This window comes from Mycobacterium sp. C31M, assembly GCF_053345865.1.
This window is the reverse complement of sequence record NZ_JBKFAX010000036.1, coordinates 1-19,075: the sequence shown is the minus strand read 5'-3', so window position 1 is coordinate 19,075 and position 19,075 is coordinate 1. Positions and strand designations below refer to the sequence as shown.

Sequence of the window (19,075 nt, the reverse complement as noted above, 5' to 3'; positions counted from 1 at the left end):
CGCTGGCTGGACCCCAGCCACGGCGGCATCAACCTCGGCTTCCCCGAAAACCAGTAGGTACTTTCCGCGAGCATGCATATCCGCGACCAGACACACCGCGCGCGGGCAGATTCACGCACGCTCGACGAACGGGAGCACCGTGACACAACTTGTCGCCACCGCATGGACCAGCGCCGGAAACACCTCACCGATGCTCAATCCGGCGACCAGCCCGGTGCCGATCGGCGAGCGGGTGGCGGCGATCGCCGACGCCGGATTCGCCGGATTCGGCTTGATCGCCGATGACCTGTCGGCCATCCGCGACTCCATCGGGTTCGCCGCGCTGGGAGATCTCGCGGCCGCCGCGGGCCTGCACCATATCGAGATCGAGCTGATCGAACGCTGGTGGATTCCGCGCGGGCAGCTCGGCCATTCCTACGATGTGCGCGACCTGCTGTTCGAGGCGGCCGATGTGCTGCATCCCGCGTTCATCAAGATCGGATCCGAACAGGGTTCACGGACAACCGATCTCAGCGAACTTGTGGCCCCGCTGCGCGAGATCGCCGAGGAGGCGACCGCCCATGGCACCCGGATCGCCATCGAACCCATGCCGTTCTCGATCATCGACAGCATTCCGGCCGCAGCCGAACTGATCCGGGAGACGGGGCACCCGGCGGCCGGCCTGCTGATCGATGCCTGGCACGTGTTCCGGGCGGGAACGACGATCGGCGACCTGGCCCGGTCGCTGAGCCCGGAGATGATCTTCGGGGTCGAACTCGACGATGCCGAGGACGAGGTGGTCGGCACACTTTTCCAGGACACCGTGCACAACCGGGTGCTCTGCGGGGACGGCACCTTCGATCTGCTCGGCTTGGTGGAACTGTTGCGATACTTCGGATTTCAGGGGCCATGGGGCGTGGAGATCCTGTCGGACAGCTTCCGGGCACTTCCGGTCCGGGAGGCCCTGAAGCTCGCCGCGGACTCCGCACACGCGGTGCTCTGAGCTAACCGAGAAGAACCATGTCAGCCAGTATGTAGAGCGCCACGGCGAACACGAGATACGCGAACCATCGCTGCAGGCGCCGGGTGTCGAGTCCGGTGGCGAGATGGCCGGCGATCAGCGAGCCCACGATCGCTGTCCCTACGAATACCACGGTGATCGGCCAGTCGATCGCGATGCCATTCACGTGTGCGGCGATCCCGACCGTCGAGTTCGCCACGATGACGAGCAGCGATGTACCGACGGCCACCGACATCTGCACGCCGAGCAGCAGCACCAGTGCGGGGACGATCAGGAAGCCACCGCCGACGCCGAACAGGCCGGTGAGCAATCCCACGAGGAATCCGGCCGGAATGGACCTCGACGCGCACCGGCGCCAGTCGATACCCGAATCACCAACCGCGCAAGCTGTTCCGATTTTGCGATCGTCCTGCAGCATCCGGATTCCGGCCAACACCATGACCACCGCGAACCCGGCGAGCAGTACCGACTGCGGAAGGTGTCCACCGACCGTGGCGCCGAGATATGTCGCAGGCATCCCGACCAACGCGAACACGGCGGCCAGGCGCCACTGCACCTGACCGGCGGAGATCCTGGGCATCGCGCCCACCGTGGAGGCGGCGCCGACCACGAATAGCGACATCGGAATGGCCTGCTCGATGCCCAGACCCAGGCCGTAGACCAGGGTGGGCACTGCCAGGATCGATCCCCCGCCCCCGAGTAGGCCCAGCAGCACACCGACGACGGCACCGAACGTCAGCACCAGCACGATGTTCATCGGCACAGTCAGTCGTCCTTTTGCGCTGCCGTCCAGGCGCCGTAGCCGCCAAGAATGTCGCTGACATCGGCAAAGCCACTGTGCCTCAGCAGACTTGCGGCGACCGACGAGCGGTAGCCGCCTGCGCAGTACACGACCGTCGGTCGCGCGGGATCGAGTTCGGCGATCCGGGCAGGCAGCTGGCCGACGGGGATCGTCATAGCACCGGGAATGACCCCTGCCTGGACCTCACCGGGGTTACGGACATCGATAATCTGCAGGTTCACCAGATGATCCAGCCGGTCGTCGAACGCCCCGGCGGTCAGACGCGAGGCGACCGTGACATCATCGCGATGGGCGAACATGACCGCATCGGGTTGTGCCACATGACCCACCACTCGATCGAAACCGATACGGCCCAGCCGGATCTTGCCTTCGAGTTCCTGGCCAGGGTCGGTGAGCAACACGATGTCCACATCCGATCGCAATACCGAGCCGGCGAACTCGGCATAACGCCCCGCCAATCCGATGTTGATCGACCCGCGCAGGTGGCCCAGCGCGAAGTCCTCGGGAGTTCGCCCGTCTATCAGGACAGCACCACCATCGATGGCGTCCCGAACCTTTTCATAGGTCATCGCCGGCGGTACCGCATCCTCGTCGAGCAGATTGTGATCCTTCCGGTTGAGGATCGCGTCATAGCCGAAATAGCTGGGCGCAGGCTGCTGACCCGCCGTCACCAGTGTCAGGAATGTCGATTTGTCGGGTGCCCGCAGCGCGTAGTTGGTCGCCTTCTGCTCACCGATCGTGGACCACAGCTCGGTCGACAGGTTCTTGCCGCAGGCCGACCCGGCACCGTGCGCGGGGTACACCCTGGTCGCATCGGGCAGTGTCATCAACTGGCCGTGCAATGAGTCGTACAGGCTGTCCGCGAGCTCTTCCCGGGTGAGGCCGACGGAAGCCAACAGGTCGGGGCGGCCCACATCACCGATGAACAGCGTGTCGCCGGTCAGCACACCGTAGGGCACCCCATCGTCGGCATGCTGATAGACGACGATGCTCATCGATTCCGGGGTGTGTCCCGGTGTGTGGCGGAACTCCAATGTCACGTCGCCCAGCGAGTAGCGCTCGCCGTCGCCGACACCCACCGACTCGAACTCGGTCTCTGCCACCGACGAGTAGACGATCCGGGCTCCCGTGACTTCCGCGAGCTCCAGGTGGCCGGACAGGAAGTCTGCGTGGAAATGCGTCTCGATGACCCAGTCGATGGTCAGACCGTGTCCGCGGGCGTCGGCGAGGTATTCGGCAATATCGCGTTGCGGGTCGACAATCGCGGCACGACCGCTCTTCTCGTCCCCGATCAGGTATGACGCGTGCGAGAGACACTCCAGGTAGTACTGCGTGAAGATCATCGGCTCCTCCTTGGGCTGTAGTCTCGCCGATATACCCCCATGGGTATATTGGCCATGGGCGCCACTATACCCCCAGGCGTATTTGGTCACGCGTTCGTCGACCAGCGTCACCATCAATCGAACGGCCACCAAGACCGAATCGCCCAGAATCGCGAGACGCGGAATATACCCCCATGGGTACGCTGTTGCGGTACCAGACGGGAAGGCGTGAAACATGACCGGTGACGAGGACAGCATCGCCGCGGTGCTCAATCGGCTGCGACGAGCACAAGGCCAGTTGGCCGGTGTGATCTCGATGATCGAGCAGGGACGTGACTGCAAGGACGTGGTGACACAGTTGGCGGCGGTATCACGCGCGCTGGACCGCGCCGGGTTCAAGATCGTTGCGACCGGGCTCCGGGAGTGCATTTCCGGCCAGTCCGCCGACGGGTCGAAGCCGATGACCGAAGCGGAACTGGAGAAGCTGTTTCTCGCGCTGGCGTAAGCCGCGTCAGTCCGCGACCTTCACCCAGGAGCCGCCGGCCGCCATCGATTCGACCAGTGCGTCGGCCACCTGGGCAGCCCGCAACCCGTCGACCGCGGTGGCCAGTGTGGACGGCCGCTGCTCGCGGATCGAATCGATCCACTCCTGCAATTCGATGCGGTAGGCATCGGAGTAGCGCGGGATCCAGTCGGCGGGATAGTCGACACCCCTGGATCGTTCGGCATCGATGATCACATGGGTGGGCAACGTCAGCGCGGCGGTTCCGGTCTCCATCACCACCTCGCACCGGGTGTCGTACCCGTAGCGCGCGTTGAGGAACAGTTCGACGGTGACCAACACGTCGGAGGCCGTCCGCAGCAGATAGATCTGCGGATCCTGCCGTGTCCCCGAGTTCGCCGACGACCGCCCATGCTGATAGCTCACCTCCACGATCGGCGAGTCCAGCAGCCACGGAACGATGTCGAGTTCATGGATTGCCGAATTGGTGATCGACGACGCGGAATCGCCACCGGGATAGGTGCTGACGGTGCGACTGATGCAGTGCGCCACCAGCGCCTGCCCGAACTCTCCCCCGGAGACCCGCTGCCGCAACGTGACATAGGACGGGTCGAACCGCCGCATGAATCCCACGGTGACGAGGTCAACCGGAAGATTCAGCGCCAGCTGCTCGTCCACCAACTCCCGGCACTCAGTCGCGGTTGGTGCCAAAGGCTTCTCGCACATCACGGGCTTTCGCGCGGCGAGCGCGGCACGGACCAGACCGGCATGTGCGTCATCGCGCGTGGCGATGACGACGGCGTCCACCTCGGAATCCGCGATGAGCGCCCCGCCGTCGGCGTGCACCCGAGCCCCGAGTTCGTCTGCCACCGCACCAGCCACGGCGGCATCAAAATCGCTGACGGCCACCACCTCAGAACCCGATACCGAACGGGCCAGCTTGCGGGCATGGTCGGCGCCCATGACGCCGACGCCGATGACTCCGATACGCACGCTCATGCGGCCGAGTATTACATACTAATGTCTTAACAAATAGCGATTTGATCGCTACGCTTCCGTCATGACCGCGCTCCCCGTGCCGAGAACCTCCGATCCGCGCGAGGCACCCACACTGCGCTGGGGCATCGCAGGTCCCGGTTGGATCGCCCAGCGATTCGTCGAATCCCTGCAGCACAACACGACTCAACAGGTGATGGCAGTCGGTTCGCGCGATCTGCACCGGGCGACAGCCTTCGCCGCCCAGTGGTCGCTGCCGCACGCACACGGCAGTTACGAGGCACTCTTCAGCGATCCGGATGTGGACATCGTCTACATCGCGACCACTCACCCGAGCCACCGCGACAACGCGATCGACGCGTTGAATGCCGGCAAGCACGTCCTGGTCGAGAAACCGCTCGCGGTCGACGCGGCGGGAGCCCGGGATATCGCTGCCGCCGCGGTGCGCAACAATCGGTTCGCCGGCGAAGCGATGTGGACGAAGTTCCTCCCGAAGTTCGACGTCATCCGCCAGCTGCTCGACGACGGTGCGCTCGGCGAGATCCGCACGGTGATCGCCGACCACGGTGAGTTCTTCACCCCCGATCACCGGATCTATGACGCGACACTGGGCGGCGGCCCACTGCTCGACCTGGGTACCTATCCGATTGCGCTGGCTCACATGGTGTTCGGATCATTCACGACGGTGTTCGCGCAGGGTCAGGACGCCCGCCCCGGTGTCAACGGGCAGATCTCGGCGCTGCTCGCCGACGCCGAGGGTAACCAGGCCGTGCTGCACACCACGATGCTGTCTGACACCCCGACCGCGGCAACAATCGCCGGTCGGGACGCAACGCTGCACATCGACGGGCCATTCTTCATGCCCGGGCCGTTCACCCTGACCCGGCATCGGGGCCACCCGACCGAGCCCGGCGGGGTCCTGCACTATGACGAGAAGCCCGGCGTGCAGGCCGACGGATTGCACTTCGCGGCCGTCGAGGCCGCCCGGCTGATCACCGACGGACGCATCGAATCGGAGATCCATCCGTTGCGGTACGCGATCTCGACGCTCGAGGTTGCCGACCAGATCCGGGCGCAACTGGAGCTTCAGTAGGGCCGCGCAGGCGGCAGATTGTGCGGGGTGATCACCTGGATCGCCGAGCGTTCCGTCGGCAGCGGTCCGGGTAGGGCTCCGTGAAACACCATCACCAGACGGGCGACCCGCCGCATGTCGGCGGCCAGGTCGTGATGTAACACCGCCGTCAGCCTGCCCTGCACCAACAGCTCACGGTTCGAGGCCGCCAGATCGTGCCCGACGAAGACCTCACATGTCCGGTCGGCGGCCTCGAACGCGGCGGCGATACCCGTGTTACCGCCGCCGATCGAATACACCGCGACCAGATCGGGATGTTCCGCCAACGCCGTCTGCACCAGCCGCCGGCAGGTGGAATCCAGACCGTCGGAATTCTGGATGTCGACGATGTGCCGTGTCGAGTCGTACTCACGCAGCGCCGCGCGAAACCCCTTCTCGCGCTCCTCTTCCCCGCGGAACAGCTCACTACTGGTCACCACCAATACGTCCCCGGTAACTCGCCGCAACCACTGGTGCACAAGATAGGCCGCCGTCGCGCCCGCCGCGCGATCGTCCATCCCGACATGTGCGATGCGTGTGCTGGCCGGTACGTCGGTCACCAGGGTGATCACCGGGATCCGCGCGGCGGTCAGCCGACCGATGGCGGCCGCGATCTCGGGTACATCCGGCGCCTTGAGCACCACACCGTGACTCCCCTTGCGCACGATGGTGTCCAACTGGCGCACCAGGTCACCGATGTTCCAGTGCTCCTGGTTGTGGAACCTGCTGCGCAGGACCGCCGGACCGAGGCCGGCCAGCTCACCCTCCAGCGACCGTCGGACCAGGGTCGAGAATCTCTTCGGGGTGTCCATCACGACGTCGATGAGGAAGGTCCGCTCCGATAGTCGAATCTGAGTGCGTTGCCGCTCCAGTTCGGCGACCGCCCGTTGAACCTGACGCACCGTCGGTTCCCGTACGCCCGGACGCCCGTGCAGAACACGGTCCACGGTCGCCTCACTGACCCCCGCCTGGCGGGCGATCTCACGGATGGGGAACGGATGCCTGCTCATGTTGAGGTCGATTTGATGGATTTGCCCGGTTGTTCGCGATATGCGACCTTGCCATTCTGAACAGCATGACGACCAGCATCAGCAACACCATTCGGATCAGCGAATCCGATTGCCATATTGACGAATTCGCGGCACTTCTTGCCCGCGAGACCGATATCGCCGACTATCCATTCGCCGATGACACCCGCAGCGGTGTGCTGTTCTATGCCGCGGAATCCCTGCGCGCGCAGCCCGAACGGTGGGAGGAGATCGCCGACGAGTTCGCCAGGGCCTTCCTGTCCGGGCCGGGCATCGTGGTGATCAAGGGCGCATTCGGCCCCGCGGAGGCGCTGGCCGAAACCACCGAATTGTTCAGTCGCATCATCGCCGAGCAGCGGGCGTCCGGAGTGGTGGCCGGTGACCATTTCGCCAAACCGGGTGCCAACGATCGCATCTGGAACGCTCTGCAGAAGCTCGCATTGGTGGCTCCCGAGCTGTTCGTGCGCTACTACGGCAACGACATCCTGGCCCTGGTGTCCTACGCGTGGCTGGGACCCATGTATCAGGTCACCTCGGCGATCAATGTCGTCAATCCCGGCGGGCAGGCGCAGAACCCCCATCGTGACTACCACCTCGGGTTCATGTCGACGGATACCGCCGCCCGATTCCGAGCGCACACCCACCGGTTGTCGCCGGCGCTGACCCTGCAGGGCGCGGTGGCCCATGTCGACATGCCACTGGAGTCCGGACCCACGATGTACCTGCCTTATTCGCAGCTGTACGAGCCCGGCTACCTCGCCTTCAACCTGCCCGAGTTCCGCGAGTACTTCCACACCCACTATGTGCAGCTGCCGCTGGAGGCCGGCGATGCGGTGTTCTTCAACCCGGCCCTGTTCCACGCCGCCGGTACCAACTCGTCCACCGATATCAAGCGGATGGCGAACCTGCTGCAGGTCTCGTCGCCCTTCGGGCGGGCGCTTGACTCGGTGGACCGGAAATCGATGGTCAACGCGATCTATCCAGCGTTGCAACAGCTCACCGACGCGGGTCGGGCCGCCAATGTGATCGCCGCAGCCGCAGAGGGTTACGCGTTCCCCAGCAATCTCGATCTCGACCAGCCGGTCTCGGGGTTGCACGGCGAGACCCAGGCCGAGTTGGTGGCCCGTGCGCTGGCATCCGGTATGCCGCCGGGCGAGCTGAGCACCGAACTGGCAGTGTTGAGCCACCGACACACCGCGTGAACTGCCGGGGCGCCGGTCCGTAGCGGGCCGGCGCCTCAGCGCTCGACGCAGTCGGGAGTCACCCACGATCCGGTCCGCACCGATTCGGTGATCGCCTCGACCACCAGCGCCGCGGCGACAGCATCCCAGATGTTGGCACCGACCGGCGACCCCTTGGCCACCGACTCCAGGAAACGGTGCGCCTCGATGACCTTGAGCTCGTCATATCCCATCGCCATGGCCGACCCGGGTTGGAATGCCGCGTATTCGCCGTCGCCGGGGCCGACGTACCGCGTCGTCACCGACTGGTCCCGGAAGGTCGATCCGAAACCGACCCGCAGTTCACCGATACGACGGAAATCCCAGGCGACAAAGCCTTTGGTGCCATGGATTTCGAACCCGTAGGCGTTCTGTTCACCGACCGCGACGCGGCTGGCCTCGACCCCACAGCGGGCACCCGATGCCAGGCGTAGCTGGGCCATCACGTAGTCCTCGTTCTCGACATCGCCGTGTTCCCCACCGCTGGCCAGCTGATGCCCACTGGTCGCACCCGTGGGCTCCGGTCGCTGGGCGATGAAGGTTGCTGTGTCGGCGACCACCGAGTCGACCTCACCGAGCAGGTGACGCACCAGGTCGACGGCGTGGGAGGCGAGATCACCGAGGACACCGTTGCCACCGCGGTCGCGCTGGAAGCGCCAGCTCAGAGCGCCGTCGGGATGGGCGGCGTAATCGCTGAGGAAGTAGAAGCGCGCATGCGTGATATCGCCGAGATCGCCTGCCGCGATGAGGTTCCGCGCGGCGGCGACGGCGGGCGCATTGCGGTAGTTGAAGCCGACGGCGGTCTGCACGCCCTGCGCATCGGCGGCGCGGGCGACCGCCAGCGCGTCCGCGGCGGTGAGACCCACCGGCTTCTCGATCCACAGGTGCTTGCCCGATTCGACGACGGCCGTGCCGATTTCGCGGTGCAGAAAGTTCGGCGCGGTCACGCTGACCGCCGCGATGGCGGGGTCGGCGATGAGGTCTCGCCAGTCCGTCAGGGCCGACGTGGCGCCGAACTGATCGGCCGCCTCCGCGGCGCGACCGGGTACCTCGTCGGCGATGGCCACCAGGTTCGGCGCACCCGACTGCGGGTAGTGATGCCGCAGCCGCGCATAGGCCTGCGCGTGCACACGACCCATCCAGCCGAAACCGATGATGCCAACCGAGGTGCTCATGGCGGTGAGCGTAGCGACCCCGCGCCGACGCTGTCCAGCAATTGTTCGAACGTCAGGACAAATACCCTGAACTGCACGTCACTGGTCTACGCCGGTTACTTATGCAGCCGGCGCAGTGAGCCCAGCACCAATCGGTCACTGGCCAGCTCGTAGGACTGGCGCTCGGACAATGACTCCACCGAACGCAGCATCGCCCGGATCTCCCGGTGCACCCTCGGCTGCGCAGCGAGCAGTGCGCCCACCTTCTGTGCCACCGCGGCGTCGAGGGCATCGATACCGTCGACCACCTCGTTGAGCAGCCCGATCCGCACCGCCTCGTCGCCGGATACCGGTGCTCCGCTGGCCGTCAGCCAGAACGCCGCACGCTTACCGACCATGTGCGGCAACCACGCCAGCACCAGTGCCGGCGCCAGGTTGATCCGCACCTCCGGGAAATTGAGCTGCGCGGTGCGGGTGGCCACGGCAACATCACACAGGGATGCCAGACCGACGCCGAACCCGGCAGCATCACCGTGTACCCGGGCGACCGTCACCAGCGGCGTCTCGGCGAGCGCCTCGTTGACCGCGACCAACCTGCGTACCTCACCCGGCAGATCGTCCGGGGTGGCCGCGGTGCGCTCCCGGCCCATGCAGAAAGAGTCGCCGGCCCCGCTCAACACCAGCACATGCGCACCCTCGGGGGGCGAGGCCAGCACCGCAGCCAGTGCATCGCACATCGCCATGGTCATCAGGTTGCCGTCAGGGCTGTCCAGCCGGACGGTCAGCACTGCACCGTCCTGTTCCACATCCAAACCGGGAACCGTCGGAATGCCGCCTTCTCGAACAAGATTCGTCGTCATATCAGTTCAACCTTTCGATGGCGATGCCGCCGTACCAGTCCACATCGTCGGGTGCGGTGCGCACGGTGACCGCACGCACGTGACTGAAATCGTCGAACGATTCCCAACCGCCTTCCCGACCGTGCCCGCTTTCGCGAACTCCTCCCCACGGTGAGCAGGGGTCGAGCCGGTGGTGGTCGTTGACCCATACGATGCCGTGTTCCAGCTGCGCGGCGACCCGGTGGGCGCGGGCCACGTCGCGGGTCCAGATGGACGAGCCGAGGCCGTAGGGCGAATCGTTGGCTATCGCCACCGCATCGGCCTCGTCGGTGAACGGGATGACCACGAGCACTGGGCCGAAGATCTCCTCGCGTGCGACCCGCATCTGGTTGGTGACATCGGACAGCACCGTCGGCGCGACGAAGTACCCGTCCAGACCGGGCACCTGCCGGGCCACTCCCCCGGTCGCCAGGGTCGCACCCTCGGAGACACCGATGTCGACATAGTTCAGGATGCGTTGCCGGGCGCGTTCGGAGATCACCGGACCGAGTTGGGTCGCGGCCTGGCTGGGATCACCGATGCGGATGCGTTCGGCCTGTGCCACCAGGGCCGTGACGAAGTCGTCGTACACGTTCTCCTGCACCAGGATCCGGGTCCCTGCAATGCAGGTCTGGCCGGCGCCGACGAAGCCGCCGAACGCCGCGCCACGCGCGGAAACCTCCACCGGAACATCGTCGAACACCAATACCGGGGTCTTGCCGCCCAGTTCCACGGTGGATTTCGCGAATCGTGATGCGGTGGCCACGGAGATGATCCGGCCGACCTCGGTGCCACCGGTGAACACCACCTTGTCGACCTGCGGATGCTCGGCCAGTCCGGCACCCGCCACCGGTCCGAGGCCGGGAATGACGTTGAACACGCCCGGCGGGACGCCCGCCTCCAGCGCCAACTCCCCGATCAGCAGCGCTGTCAGCGGTGTCTGCTCGGAGGGCTTGAGGATCACGCTGTTTCCCGTGGCCAACGCGGGCGCAACGCTTTTCGAGGCGATCATCAGCGGATGGTTGAACGACGACAGTGTCGCGACGACGCCGAGCGGGAACCGGGACGTGTAGGAGTGGTACTCACCGGACATCGGCACCACCGAATTGCGGCCGGCGAGCAGCAGGGCCGCGTTGTACCGATACCACTCGGGCAGTCGGGTGATCTGCGCCTTGGTCTCGGTGATCGGTCGGCCGTTGTTGTCGGTCTCCAGGCGATACAACCGGTGCATATCGCGTTCGAGCAGGTCACCGAACTTGTTGAGGATTCTCGCTCGCTGGTGGATGGCCATCCGGGACCAGACGCCCGAGTCGAAAGCGGCACGTGCGGATTCCACCGCCAGGTTCGTGTCCTGAGTGTCCGCGCTGTGGCACCGGGCGAATATCCGACCGGTCGCCGGGTTGATCAGGTCGAGAATCTCACCACCGCCGGACCGCACCTCGCCGTCGATGAGCAGGCCGTGCACGTGCTCACCGCCCACGGCGAGATTCGAGACAGCAGTGGTCACAACCGATTCAGACATGGTTCTACTTTCCAATCACAGAGTGGAGGTCAGGCGCTGGCGGGGGCGACGGAGCGTTGGCGCGAACTCGCTTCGAGTTCCTCGAACCGCCGCAGAATCGACGACTCCAGCACCGCCACCTCGGTGTTCGACGCCTTGCGGGGTCGCGGTAGGTCGACGGTAATGTCCTCGTGGATGGTTCCGCCGGGGGCCAGCATGAGAATCCGATCGGACAGTTCGGCGGCCTCGCTGACATCGTGGGTGACGAACACGACGGTCTTGCGGGTCTGTGCCCACAGTTCCTGCAGATGCTCGCGCAACCCGCGGGCGGTGATCGCATCGAGATGGCTGAACGGTTCGTCCATCAACAGCACGTCGGGTTCGATGGACAGCGCCCTGGCGATGCCGACACGCTGTTGCTGCCCGCCGGAGAGTTGGCCGGGCCATTTCTTCTCGGCGTGCCCCAGCCCGACGCGTTGCAGGGCCTCGTGCACACGCTGTTTGGCCGCCTCGTCACGAACCCGCTGGACGTACATGAGATTGTCGAAGATCGACCGCCACGGCAGCAGCCGCGGCTCCTGAAAGACGTAGGCCAGCTTGGCCTGTTGTCCGGGCGTTCCGACGGTCACGGTCCCCGAGGTGGCCGATTCGATTCCGGCGATGATGTTGAGCAGCGTGGTCTTTCCGCATCCGGACGGACCCACCAGGGATACGAACGAGCGATCGGCGATCTCGAAGTTGATGTGATCGATCACGGTCTGGGGTCCGGTGGGAGTGCCGAACACCTTGAGCAGATCGGTCACGGTGACATTGGCCATGAGTAGCTCCTAAGTGGGTGTGTCAGGTCTAGGCGGCGGCAGCCGCGGTCGGCTCGCCGGGACTGGAAGCGTTGTCCCGCCAGCGGAAGGCACGGCGCGACAACCGTTCCAGCAGAACCCGGTCGGTGAGCACCATGAAGACGATGAAGAATGCGATCCACGCCACGAAGCCCGGCAGCTGGTTCGCGTCGTACCAGTAGCGAGCGCGATGTCCGACACCGTCGGCGGAGCCGAACCACTCGGACAACAGCAGTCCGTTCCAGCCCGACATCACGCCGAACCGGATACCGGCCACGACGTAACCGGTGACGGCAGGCATCGTGGTGTGCCGCAACCGGCGCAACGGTGAGACGTCGTAGGACTGCGACATGTCGAGAAGCTCCGGTGGCACCGACCTGGCGCCGGCGGCAACGTTGACGACCACGAACGGCACCGCCGAGAGGATCACCGTGACGATCGGCGCCGTGTCTGAGAAGCCGAACCACATGGCGCACAACAGCGCCCAGATGACAGCTGGGATGGCCAGCCCGACGAGATTGACGTCGCCGAACAGATTGTCGAACAGCCGCGACGAGCCGATCGCGATCCCGATGGCGATGCCGAGGATGATCGATAGGGCCATGCCGATCGCGAACCGCTGCATGCTGATCGAGAAGTTGTAGAAGAACTCGCCGCGCTCGATCTCACTGATGGCGGCGTTCACCACCGGCACCGGCCCTGGGATCCGTTCACCGAACATCCCGAACAACTGCCATGCGAGCAGGAACAGCACCGCGGCGGCGACACTGGCCCCCAGTGGGCCGTTGAGCAGATTCGGACGCGACGATGTCGCGGTGTGCGTTTCGGGTGCGCTCATATCAGCGGCCACCTCTCCAGGCGAAGAACCGTTGTTCCAGACCAGCCAGGAACACCCGCTCGATCAACAGGATGAAGATGACGAAGAACCCGGTCCAAGCGAGCACCCCGGCCACCGAAAACTCCTGGTATGACTGCCGGATCATGAAGCCGATACCGCTGCGTCCACCGAAGACCTCGGTGAGCGCCTCGACCTTCCACGCCATCGCGAACCCGTACCGCAGCGCCGCGAAAAGGAAAGGCATCACCGACGGTAGGTATACCGACCTGATGATCTCGCCGCGGCCGATACCGTAGACCGCGCTCATGTCGACCAGGCGGCGATCCACCTCCTCGACACCCTGGGCGACATTGAGTGCGACATAGGGCAGTGCGACGAACGCGACCACGACCACCGGGCCGATCGCACCGATGCCGAACAGGATCAGTGCGAACACCGCGTAGGCCAGGCCGGGGACATTACCGAGCACCAGCAGCGGTTGCTGCCAGAAATACTTCTGGTACCGCACCCGGCCCATCAGCAGACCCAATGGCACACCGAACACGGTGCCGATGGCGAATCCGAGTGCGATTTTCACAATGCTGGAACCGAATTGGACGAATGCGGTGCCGTCCGAGGCCAGGTGCCACATCTCGGCACCGACGGTCCACGGCGCGGGGAGCACATACTCGGTGAACAACACCAGCGAGCAGAACGACCAGACGGCGAGCAGGCTCGCATAGCCGACCAGTTGGAGACCGATCCGTCGGGCCACTGCGGCGCCCGGTCGGGCGGGCGCCACCCCGGTTTCGGGGGCGGCGCCCGGCGTGCCTGCCGGCCTGTTGGTGGTGACGGTCACGAGGCGCCGCCGCCCTCAGATGGCCGGAACTTCGGCAGTGCCTGATCCTGTTCCATGAATCCGGTTTCCTTGAGCAACGGGAACACCTGCGACTCGTTGTCCGCCCAGGTCTGGTCGAACCGGATATCGCGGACGAACCAGTCGTGGTCACCGACGTAGTCTTGGACGAAGGCGATGTCCTCGGGCGCCTCTACCGCGAAGTGCTGCGGGTAGGTCTCGATGATCTCGGCGTTGTTGGCTTCCCACTCCTGCAGTCCGCGCTGCCACACGTCGAGGAAGAACTCCACCTGTTCCGGATTCTGCTCGGCCCACTCCGAACCGGCCAGGAAGACGTTGATCATCGGGCCCTCGTGATCCGGCACCACGAGTTCGGAATACATGTCCGAGGATGCCTTGCCGTCGTAGAGGACCTTGAGCTCGCCGCTGCGCAACCCCGGGGTGGCGAATTCGGGCAGGCACACACAGGCGGCCACCTCACCCTTCTCGACGAGTCCGGCCTGCTGCTGTGGGTCCGACACGATGATGTTGTAATCACCTCCACCGGAACGGAAGTCGACGTCGTGCAACTTCTTGGCATAGGCACCCCACACCAGGGTCGCCGATACCGCGGTGAAGGCGGAAATGTCCTGGCCCTTCAGGTCGGCCAGTGTGGTGGCCGGGTTGTCGGCACGCGCGATGATGACGCTGCGGTCCATGTTGTACTTGCCGATCACGACGGTGTCGCGACCGGTCTCCTTCTCGATGACCGGCACCTCATACGAGGCCGACGAGACGATGTCCGCGTGACCACCCGCGAAGACACCGAACTCATCCCAGGTGGACGACGCGTCGATCTTGAAGCCCGACTCGGCCTCCATCTCGGCGAGAATTCCCTTGTCGGTGATGTAGTCCCACACCGGATCCGGTGCGAAGGTGAAGCGGATGGTGCCGCCTTCACCGCCGCCGGCGTTCGAATCGGGCCGGGAGACACATCCGGACATCGCGACCGCGGTGGATGCGGCGATCAGCGCGACCGCCAGCCGATGTCCCATACCGTTCACGATTTTGTTCCCTTCGGTTGAGCGCCCCTCGGCTTCGTTGCCTTGGGTGCGAGTTCGATATGACCGTTCTCGTGGAAACTGACGACATCGTCGCCACCGGTCGCGGTCGGGTTCTCCAGCAGGTACGACAAGATGAAGTCGTGTGAGGTCGCGAGATGCTCGCGGGTCAGCCTCGCGGCCAGCGCCGCGTCACCGGTCTCCACCGCGTGCAGGATCGCGGCGTGCTCGGCATGCAGATGCTCGGTCTGGCCGATGACCTCGAGGTGCATGTACAGGTATCGATCGGTCAACCGCCGGAGTTGTTCGACCATCTCGATCATGCGCGGTCGGTTGGCCCGCTTGTAGACCGACGCGTGGAATTCAGCGTTGGCCGCCAACCAGATCGGGGCCTCATCGCTGGATTCCATGATCGTCATCTGCTTGCGCATGGTCAGGATGTCGGCCCGACCGACGTTGGGAACCGCGATCCTGGTGGCCATCGGTTCGACCGCTTCGCGCAGCTCGTAGAGCTCCTGGAGTTCCGGGACCGACATGCCGGTGACGATCGCGGTCGCCTTGGACGTCGGATGCAGCAGACCTTCACCGGCGAGCAATTGGATCGCATCGCGTACCGGGATCCGACTCACTCCGAATCGCTCGGCGATGCTCAGCTGCGACAGGTGCGATCCGGGAGCGATCTCGCCGTGCAGGATCTCGTTTCGAAGCTCAGCCGCGATGCGACTGGCCGCGCTTTGGTATGCCATTCACCCTCCACGTGTACGAAGTGGTGTAAATGTATACATCCGGTTGGTGTGGCGTCAATCACTTTCTGGAATTGAGGTGTGTGAGGCCACAAAAAACCGGCGCTGCTGCCGTCCGCGCGGGACGTTTGAAGTGCAGCAGCGCCGGTTCAGTTGGTCGCCGGGGCGGGGGTTGCGGTCACCAGAGGCCCGGTCGGGCCTGACCCCCGCTCCCGACGATGTCTATCGCCGTCAGAGGATGTAGAGCATCTCCTGATACGTCGGCAGCGGCCACAGATCGTCGGCCACAACACCTTCCAGCGTGTCGACGGCGGTGCGGACGGCCTCCATCGCCGGCAGCAGCGACTTCTGGGCGTGGCCGGCCTCATCCAGCGCGGACTCGGCGGAGTGATCCGACAGTCCCGCCTTCAGCGTGGCCAAGGCGGCGGTCAGCGCCGAGATCGGCGTCGTCACCGACTCCAGCAGGGTCGTGTCGGCGTCCAGCCCGGTCGCCTTCAGGGTGGCCACATTCTGCGCCAGCTCCGTCTGGTAGCGGACGGCCGCCGGCAGGATCACCGTGGTGCCGATCTCCAGAGCCAGCTTTGCCTCGACAGCGATGGTCAGTGCGTACTGCTCGAGGCGAACCTCGTAGCGGCTGTGCAACTCTCGCTCGTTGAACACGCCGTACTTCTCGAACACCTCGATGGCCTCGGGCTTGATCAGCTCGGGAATCGCATCCAGCGTGGTCTTCAGGTTCAGCAGACCACGCTCGGCCGCCTCGATCTGCCAGTTCTCCGAATACCCGTCTCCGTTGAAGACGACCGCGCCGTGCTCGGTGATGATCTCGGTGAGCAGCGTCTGCACCGCCGAATCGAACTCGGTACCGTCGGCGACGGCCTTCTCCAGCGCAGACGCCATGTAATCCAGCGAGTCGGCCATGATCGTGTTGAGGATGATCATCGGCACGTTGATGGTCTGCCCCGAGCCCGGCGCGCGGAACTCGAAACGGTTGCCGGTGAAGGCGAACGGGCTGGTGCGGTTGCGGTCGCCCGGGTCGGTCGGCAGGTGCGGCAGGGTGTCGACACCGATCATCATGGTGCCCTTGCCCTTCGACGAGGTCGCAGCACCCTTGGCGATCTGCTCGAAGACGTCGGCGAGCTGATCGCCGAGGAAGATCGAGATGATGGCCGGCGGCGCCTCGTTGGCGCCCAAGCGGTGATCGTTGGTGGCCGAGGCGACCGAAACCCGAAGCAGCCCACCGAACTTGTGCACGGCGCGGATGACGGCGGCACAGAACACCAGGAACTGGGCATTCTCGTGCGGGGTGTCACCCGGCACGAGCAGGCTGCCGAACTGCGCGTTGCCCATGGAGAAGTTGACGTGCTTGCCGGAACCATTGACACCGGCGAACGGCTTCTCGTGGAAGAGGCACTCCATGCCGTGCTTCTTGGCGATGGTGCGGAAGATCGTCATCAGCAACTGCTGGTGGTCGGCGGCGATGTTGGCGCGCTCGAACATCGGGGCGATCTCGAACTGCCCGGGCGCGACCTCATTGTGCCGGGTCTTGGCCGGGATACCGAGCTTGAACAGTTCACGCTCGGTGTCCATCATGAAGCCCAGCACCCGCTCGGGCACAGCGCCGAAGTAGTGGTCGTCGAACTCCTGGCCCTTGGGCGGCTTGGCGCCGAACAGCGTGCGACCGGCGTTGATCAGGTCCGGACGGGCCAGGAAGAAGTGCCGGTCGACCAGGAAGTACTCCTGCTCGGGACCGCAGAACGAGACGATATTGTCGAAGTTCTTGTGGCCGAACAGCTTCAGGATGCGCTCGGCCTGTGCACCCATGGCCTGCTGGCTACGGAGCAACGGGGTCTTGTAGTCCAGAGCCTCACCGGTCATCGAGACGAAGACCGTGGGGATGCACAGCGTGTTGCCGTTCGGGTTCTCCAGGATGTACGCCGGGCTGGTGACATCCCAACCCGTGTAGCCGCGCGCCTCGAACGTGCTGCGCAGGCCGCCGGACGGGAAGCTGGACGCGTCGGGTTCGCCCTGGATCAGGGTCTTACCGGCGAACTCGGCCAGGGTCTGCCCGTCGGAGACGGGCTCCAGGAAGCTGTCGTGCTTCTCCGCGGTCAGTCCGGTCATCGGGTAGAAGACGTGCGCGTAATGGGTGGCACCCTTGGACAGCGCCCAGTCCTTCATCGCCGAGGCGACCGAGTCGGCGACGGCCGGGTCGAGCGTGGCGCCCTTCTCGATGGTCGCGACCACGGACTTGTACACCGACTTGGGCAGCCGCAGCTGCATCTCGGCCTTGGTGAACACATTGCTGCCGAAGATCTCGCCCGGCGCCTCGGTGGGATCGAAGCTGATGGCCGGCGGGACGTATGCCTCGACGTTGTTGATGGCCTGGAGGCGAACCGCATTTCCGCTCAATGGACTTCCTTTGCACTGCGAGGGTCCGCAACTGCATGACGGACCTGGACCGGCCAACACTAGGAACATTCGATGCCGAATCTGTTACGCGCGCGTCAATGGCGTGAGTCGTCCATAACTGCACCCTCGGCCCGAATCAGGCGACTCGACGACCTCAGAATTTTCTTTGGTCTCGTTTGTCACTCCAGTGATCGTGCCAAGGTTTTTGTCGGTGTTCGCACGTATGTTCGACTCATGGCCACAGCGACGGACGCGATGACGGCCTTACGGGCCGCCTTCGACGCGTTCGCCGCCACCGACCTGCAGTCACTGACCCGCGACGAACTCATCGCCGTCATGGACGACTACGAAACCCTGACCTGCCAACTCCCCACCGGCTGGCACCGCCTGCTGGCCGGGCTGCAAGCCGAGGCCACCGCCCGGGAGATGGGCGCCAAATCCTGGAACGAGGTGCTGCGCATCCGGTGGCGCCTCTCCAAAGCCGAAGCCGGCCGCCGGTTACGTGAAGCCGCCGCCCTGGGGCCGCGCCGCACCCTGACCGGGGAACCGTTACCGCCGCTGCTACCGGTGGTGGCCGTCGCCCAAGCCGCCGGACTGATCACCGCCGACCACCTCACCGTGCTCCGCGACGCCATGCGCGACCTGCCCGGGCACCTGTCCACCGCCGACCGGGAGAAGTTCGAACTCGACATCGTGCGCGACGCCGTCGGCGTCGGACCCGCCGATCTCGCCAAAACCATCGCCGACCGCCTCTTCCTGTTCGACCAGGACGGACCCGCCCCCGACGACAACGAACGGATACGCACACGTTCGGTGACCATCGGCACCCAACGCCGCGACGGCACCACCGCGATGAACGC

At 65.2% G+C, this 19,075-nt stretch carries 18 protein-coding genes; 5 read left to right on the top strand and 13 right to left on the bottom strand.

Annotation, left to right across the window (positions count from 1 at the left end; all coding sequences use genetic code 11):
- Positions 1-139 precede the first annotated feature (139 nt).
- Entirely contained in the window at positions 140-982 is an 843-nt protein-coding gene (locus ACLBYA_RS31540; RefSeq protein WP_447713418.1) for a sugar phosphate isomerase/epimerase family protein, read from the top strand.
- Between the two features lies 1 nt (position 983).
- Here the strand turns inward: ACLBYA_RS31540 and ACLBYA_RS31535 are convergent, their stop codons facing one another.
- Both ACLBYA_RS31535 and ACLBYA_RS31530 read right to left on the bottom strand, forming a co-directional pair.
- Positions 984-1,757, bottom strand: coding sequence for a sulfite exporter TauE/SafE family protein (locus tag ACLBYA_RS31535; RefSeq protein WP_447713419.1), 774 nt, complete (start codon positions 1,755-1,757; stop codon positions 984-986).
- Between the two features lie 8 nt (positions 1,758-1,765).
- A complete protein-coding gene (locus ACLBYA_RS31530) occupies positions 1,766-3,145 on the bottom strand; it encodes an MBL fold metallo-hydrolase (RefSeq protein WP_447713417.1) in 1,380 nt (459 codons plus the stop codon).
- A gap of 214 nt (positions 3,146-3,359) precedes the next feature.
- On the opposite strand from ACLBYA_RS31530, the gene ACLBYA_RS31525 reads away from it, so the two are divergent.
- Positions 3,360-3,629: a metal-sensitive transcriptional regulator gene (locus ACLBYA_RS31525; protein ID WP_447713416.1), complete on the top strand. Its 270-nt coding sequence runs from the start codon at positions 3,360-3,362 to the stop codon at positions 3,627-3,629.
- 6 nt (positions 3,630-3,635) lie between these two features.
- On the opposite strand, the gene ACLBYA_RS31520 is transcribed toward ACLBYA_RS31525, so the two are convergent.
- Positions 3,636-4,625 (bottom strand): Gfo/Idh/MocA family protein, encoded by a 990-nt coding sequence (locus ACLBYA_RS31520; protein ID WP_447713415.1) that lies wholly within the window; start codon positions 4,623-4,625, stop codon positions 3,636-3,638.
- A 61-nt stretch (positions 4,626-4,686) separates the two neighbouring features.
- Between ACLBYA_RS31520 and ACLBYA_RS31515 the strand changes: the two genes are divergently transcribed.
- Positions 4,687-5,715 carry a Gfo/Idh/MocA family protein gene (locus tag ACLBYA_RS31515; protein ID WP_447713414.1) on the top strand — a complete coding sequence of 343 codons (1,029 nt, stop codon included), beginning with the start codon at positions 4,687-4,689 and terminating at the stop codon, positions 5,713-5,715.
- Here ACLBYA_RS31515 and ACLBYA_RS31510 read toward each other — a convergent pair.
- Positions 5,709-6,743, bottom strand: coding sequence for a LacI family DNA-binding transcriptional regulator (locus ACLBYA_RS31510; RefSeq protein ID WP_447713413.1), 1,035 nt, complete (start codon positions 6,741-6,743; stop codon positions 5,709-5,711). The genes ACLBYA_RS31515 and ACLBYA_RS31510 overlap by 7 nt on opposite strands.
- Before the next feature lie 65 nt (positions 6,744-6,808).
- Here ACLBYA_RS31510 and ACLBYA_RS31505 point away from each other — a divergent pair, with 65 nt between their 5' ends.
- On the top strand, positions 6,809-7,963 hold the full coding sequence (locus ACLBYA_RS31505) for a phytanoyl-CoA dioxygenase family protein (protein WP_447713412.1): 1,155 nt from the start codon (positions 6,809-6,811) through the stop codon (positions 7,961-7,963).
- Between the two features lie 35 nt (positions 7,964-7,998).
- Here ACLBYA_RS31505 and ACLBYA_RS31500 read toward each other — a convergent pair whose 3' ends face one another.
- The 9 genes from ACLBYA_RS31500 to ACLBYA_RS31460 all read right to left on the bottom strand — a co-directional run bounded on the left by ACLBYA_RS31500 (position 7,999) and on the right by ACLBYA_RS31460 (position 18,215).
- Complete coding sequence (locus ACLBYA_RS31500; RefSeq protein ID WP_447713411.1) at positions 7,999-9,156, bottom strand: Gfo/Idh/MocA family protein; 1,158 nt, start codon at positions 9,154-9,156, stop codon at positions 7,999-8,001.
- Positions 9,157-9,251: 95 nt separating this feature from the next.
- On the bottom strand, positions 9,252-9,995 hold the full coding sequence (locus ACLBYA_RS31495; RefSeq protein ID WP_447713410.1) for an enoyl-CoA hydratase/isomerase family protein: 744 nt from the start codon (positions 9,993-9,995) through the stop codon (positions 9,252-9,254).
- 1 nt (position 9,996) lies between these two features.
- Positions 9,997-11,535 (bottom strand): aldehyde dehydrogenase, encoded by a 1,539-nt coding sequence (locus ACLBYA_RS31490; RefSeq protein ID WP_447713409.1) that lies wholly within the window; start codon positions 11,533-11,535, stop codon positions 9,997-9,999.
- Positions 11,536-11,564: 29 nt separating this feature from the next.
- Positions 11,565-12,332 (bottom strand): ABC transporter ATP-binding protein, encoded by a 768-nt coding sequence (locus tag ACLBYA_RS31485; protein WP_447713408.1) that lies wholly within the window; start codon positions 12,330-12,332, stop codon positions 11,565-11,567.
- Between the two features lie 28 nt (positions 12,333-12,360).
- Complete coding sequence (locus tag ACLBYA_RS31480; RefSeq protein ID WP_447713407.1) at positions 12,361-13,188, bottom strand: ABC transporter permease; 828 nt, start codon at positions 13,186-13,188, stop codon at positions 12,361-12,363.
- A gap of 1 nt (position 13,189) precedes the next feature.
- The gene (locus ACLBYA_RS31475) at positions 13,190-14,026 is read right to left on the bottom strand and encodes an ABC transporter permease (RefSeq protein WP_447713406.1); all 837 of its coding nucleotides are present in this window, start codon (positions 14,024-14,026) and stop codon (positions 13,190-13,192) included.
- Entirely contained in the window at positions 14,023-15,057 is a 1,035-nt protein-coding gene (locus ACLBYA_RS31470; protein ID WP_447713405.1) for an ABC transporter substrate-binding protein, read from the bottom strand. The genes ACLBYA_RS31475 and ACLBYA_RS31470 overlap by 4 nt, the downstream gene beginning before the upstream one ends.
- A gap of 5 nt (positions 15,058-15,062) precedes the next feature.
- Positions 15,063-15,809, bottom strand: coding sequence for a GntR family transcriptional regulator (locus ACLBYA_RS31465; protein ID WP_447713404.1), 747 nt, complete (start codon positions 15,807-15,809; stop codon positions 15,063-15,065).
- Positions 15,810-16,037: 228 nt separating this feature from the next.
- On the bottom strand, positions 16,038-18,215 hold the full coding sequence (locus ACLBYA_RS31460) for a glutamine synthetase III family protein (protein WP_447713403.1): 2,178 nt from the start codon (positions 18,213-18,215) through the stop codon (positions 16,038-16,040).
- 234 nt (positions 18,216-18,449) lie between these two features.
- On the opposite strand from ACLBYA_RS31460, the gene ACLBYA_RS31455 reads away from it, so the two are divergent.
- Positions 18,450-19,075, top strand: a 626-nt coding sequence (locus tag ACLBYA_RS31455; protein ID WP_447713402.1) for a DUF222 domain-containing protein, incomplete at its 3' end; no start/stop codon positions are given.

Excerpts from the sequence above, each read along its gene's own strand:
- ACLBYA_RS31505 (WP_447713412.1), top strand. The coding sequence starts at position 6,809 with ATGACGACCAGCATCAGCAACACCATTCGGATCAGCGAATCCGATTGC.
- ACLBYA_RS31495 (WP_447713410.1), bottom strand. The coding sequence starts at position 9,995 with ATGACGACGAATCTTGTTCGAGAAGGCGGCATTCCGACGGTTCCCGGT.
- ACLBYA_RS31490 (WP_447713409.1), bottom strand. The coding sequence starts at position 11,535 with ATGTCTGAATCGGTTGTGACCACTGCTGTCTCGAATCTCGCCGTGGGC.
- ACLBYA_RS31510 (WP_447713413.1), bottom strand. The coding sequence starts at position 6,743 with ATGAGCAGGCATCCGTTCCCCATCCGTGAGATCGCCCGCCAGGCGGGG.
- ACLBYA_RS31515 (WP_447713414.1), top strand. The coding sequence starts at position 4,687 with ATGACCGCGCTCCCCGTGCCGAGAACCTCCGATCCGCGCGAGGCACCC.
- ACLBYA_RS31530 (WP_447713417.1), bottom strand. The coding sequence starts at position 3,145 with ATGATCTTCACGCAGTACTACCTGGAGTGTCTCTCGCACGCGTCATAC.
- ACLBYA_RS31535 (WP_447713419.1), bottom strand. The coding sequence starts at position 1,757 with ATGAACATCGTGCTGGTGCTGACGTTCGGTGCCGTCGTCGGTGTGCTG.
- ACLBYA_RS31470 (WP_447713405.1), bottom strand. The coding sequence starts at position 15,057 with ATGGGACATCGGCTGGCGGTCGCGCTGATCGCCGCATCCACCGCGGTC.
- ACLBYA_RS31485 (WP_447713408.1), bottom strand. The coding sequence starts at position 12,332 with ATGGCCAATGTCACCGTGACCGATCTGCTCAAGGTGTTCGGCACTCCC.
- ACLBYA_RS31525 (WP_447713416.1), top strand. The coding sequence starts at position 3,360 with ATGACCGGTGACGAGGACAGCATCGCCGCGGTGCTCAATCGGCTGCGA.
- ACLBYA_RS31500 (WP_447713411.1), bottom strand. The coding sequence starts at position 9,156 with ATGAGCACCTCGGTTGGCATCATCGGTTTCGGCTGGATGGGTCGTGTG.
- ACLBYA_RS31520 (WP_447713415.1), bottom strand. The coding sequence starts at position 4,625 with ATGAGCGTGCGTATCGGAGTCATCGGCGTCGGCGTCATGGGCGCCGAC.
- ACLBYA_RS31465 (WP_447713404.1), bottom strand. The coding sequence starts at position 15,809 with ATGGCATACCAAAGCGCGGCCAGTCGCATCGCGGCTGAGCTTCGAAAC.
- ACLBYA_RS31480 (WP_447713407.1), bottom strand. The coding sequence starts at position 13,188 with ATGAGCGCACCCGAAACGCACACCGCGACATCGTCGCGTCCGAATCTG.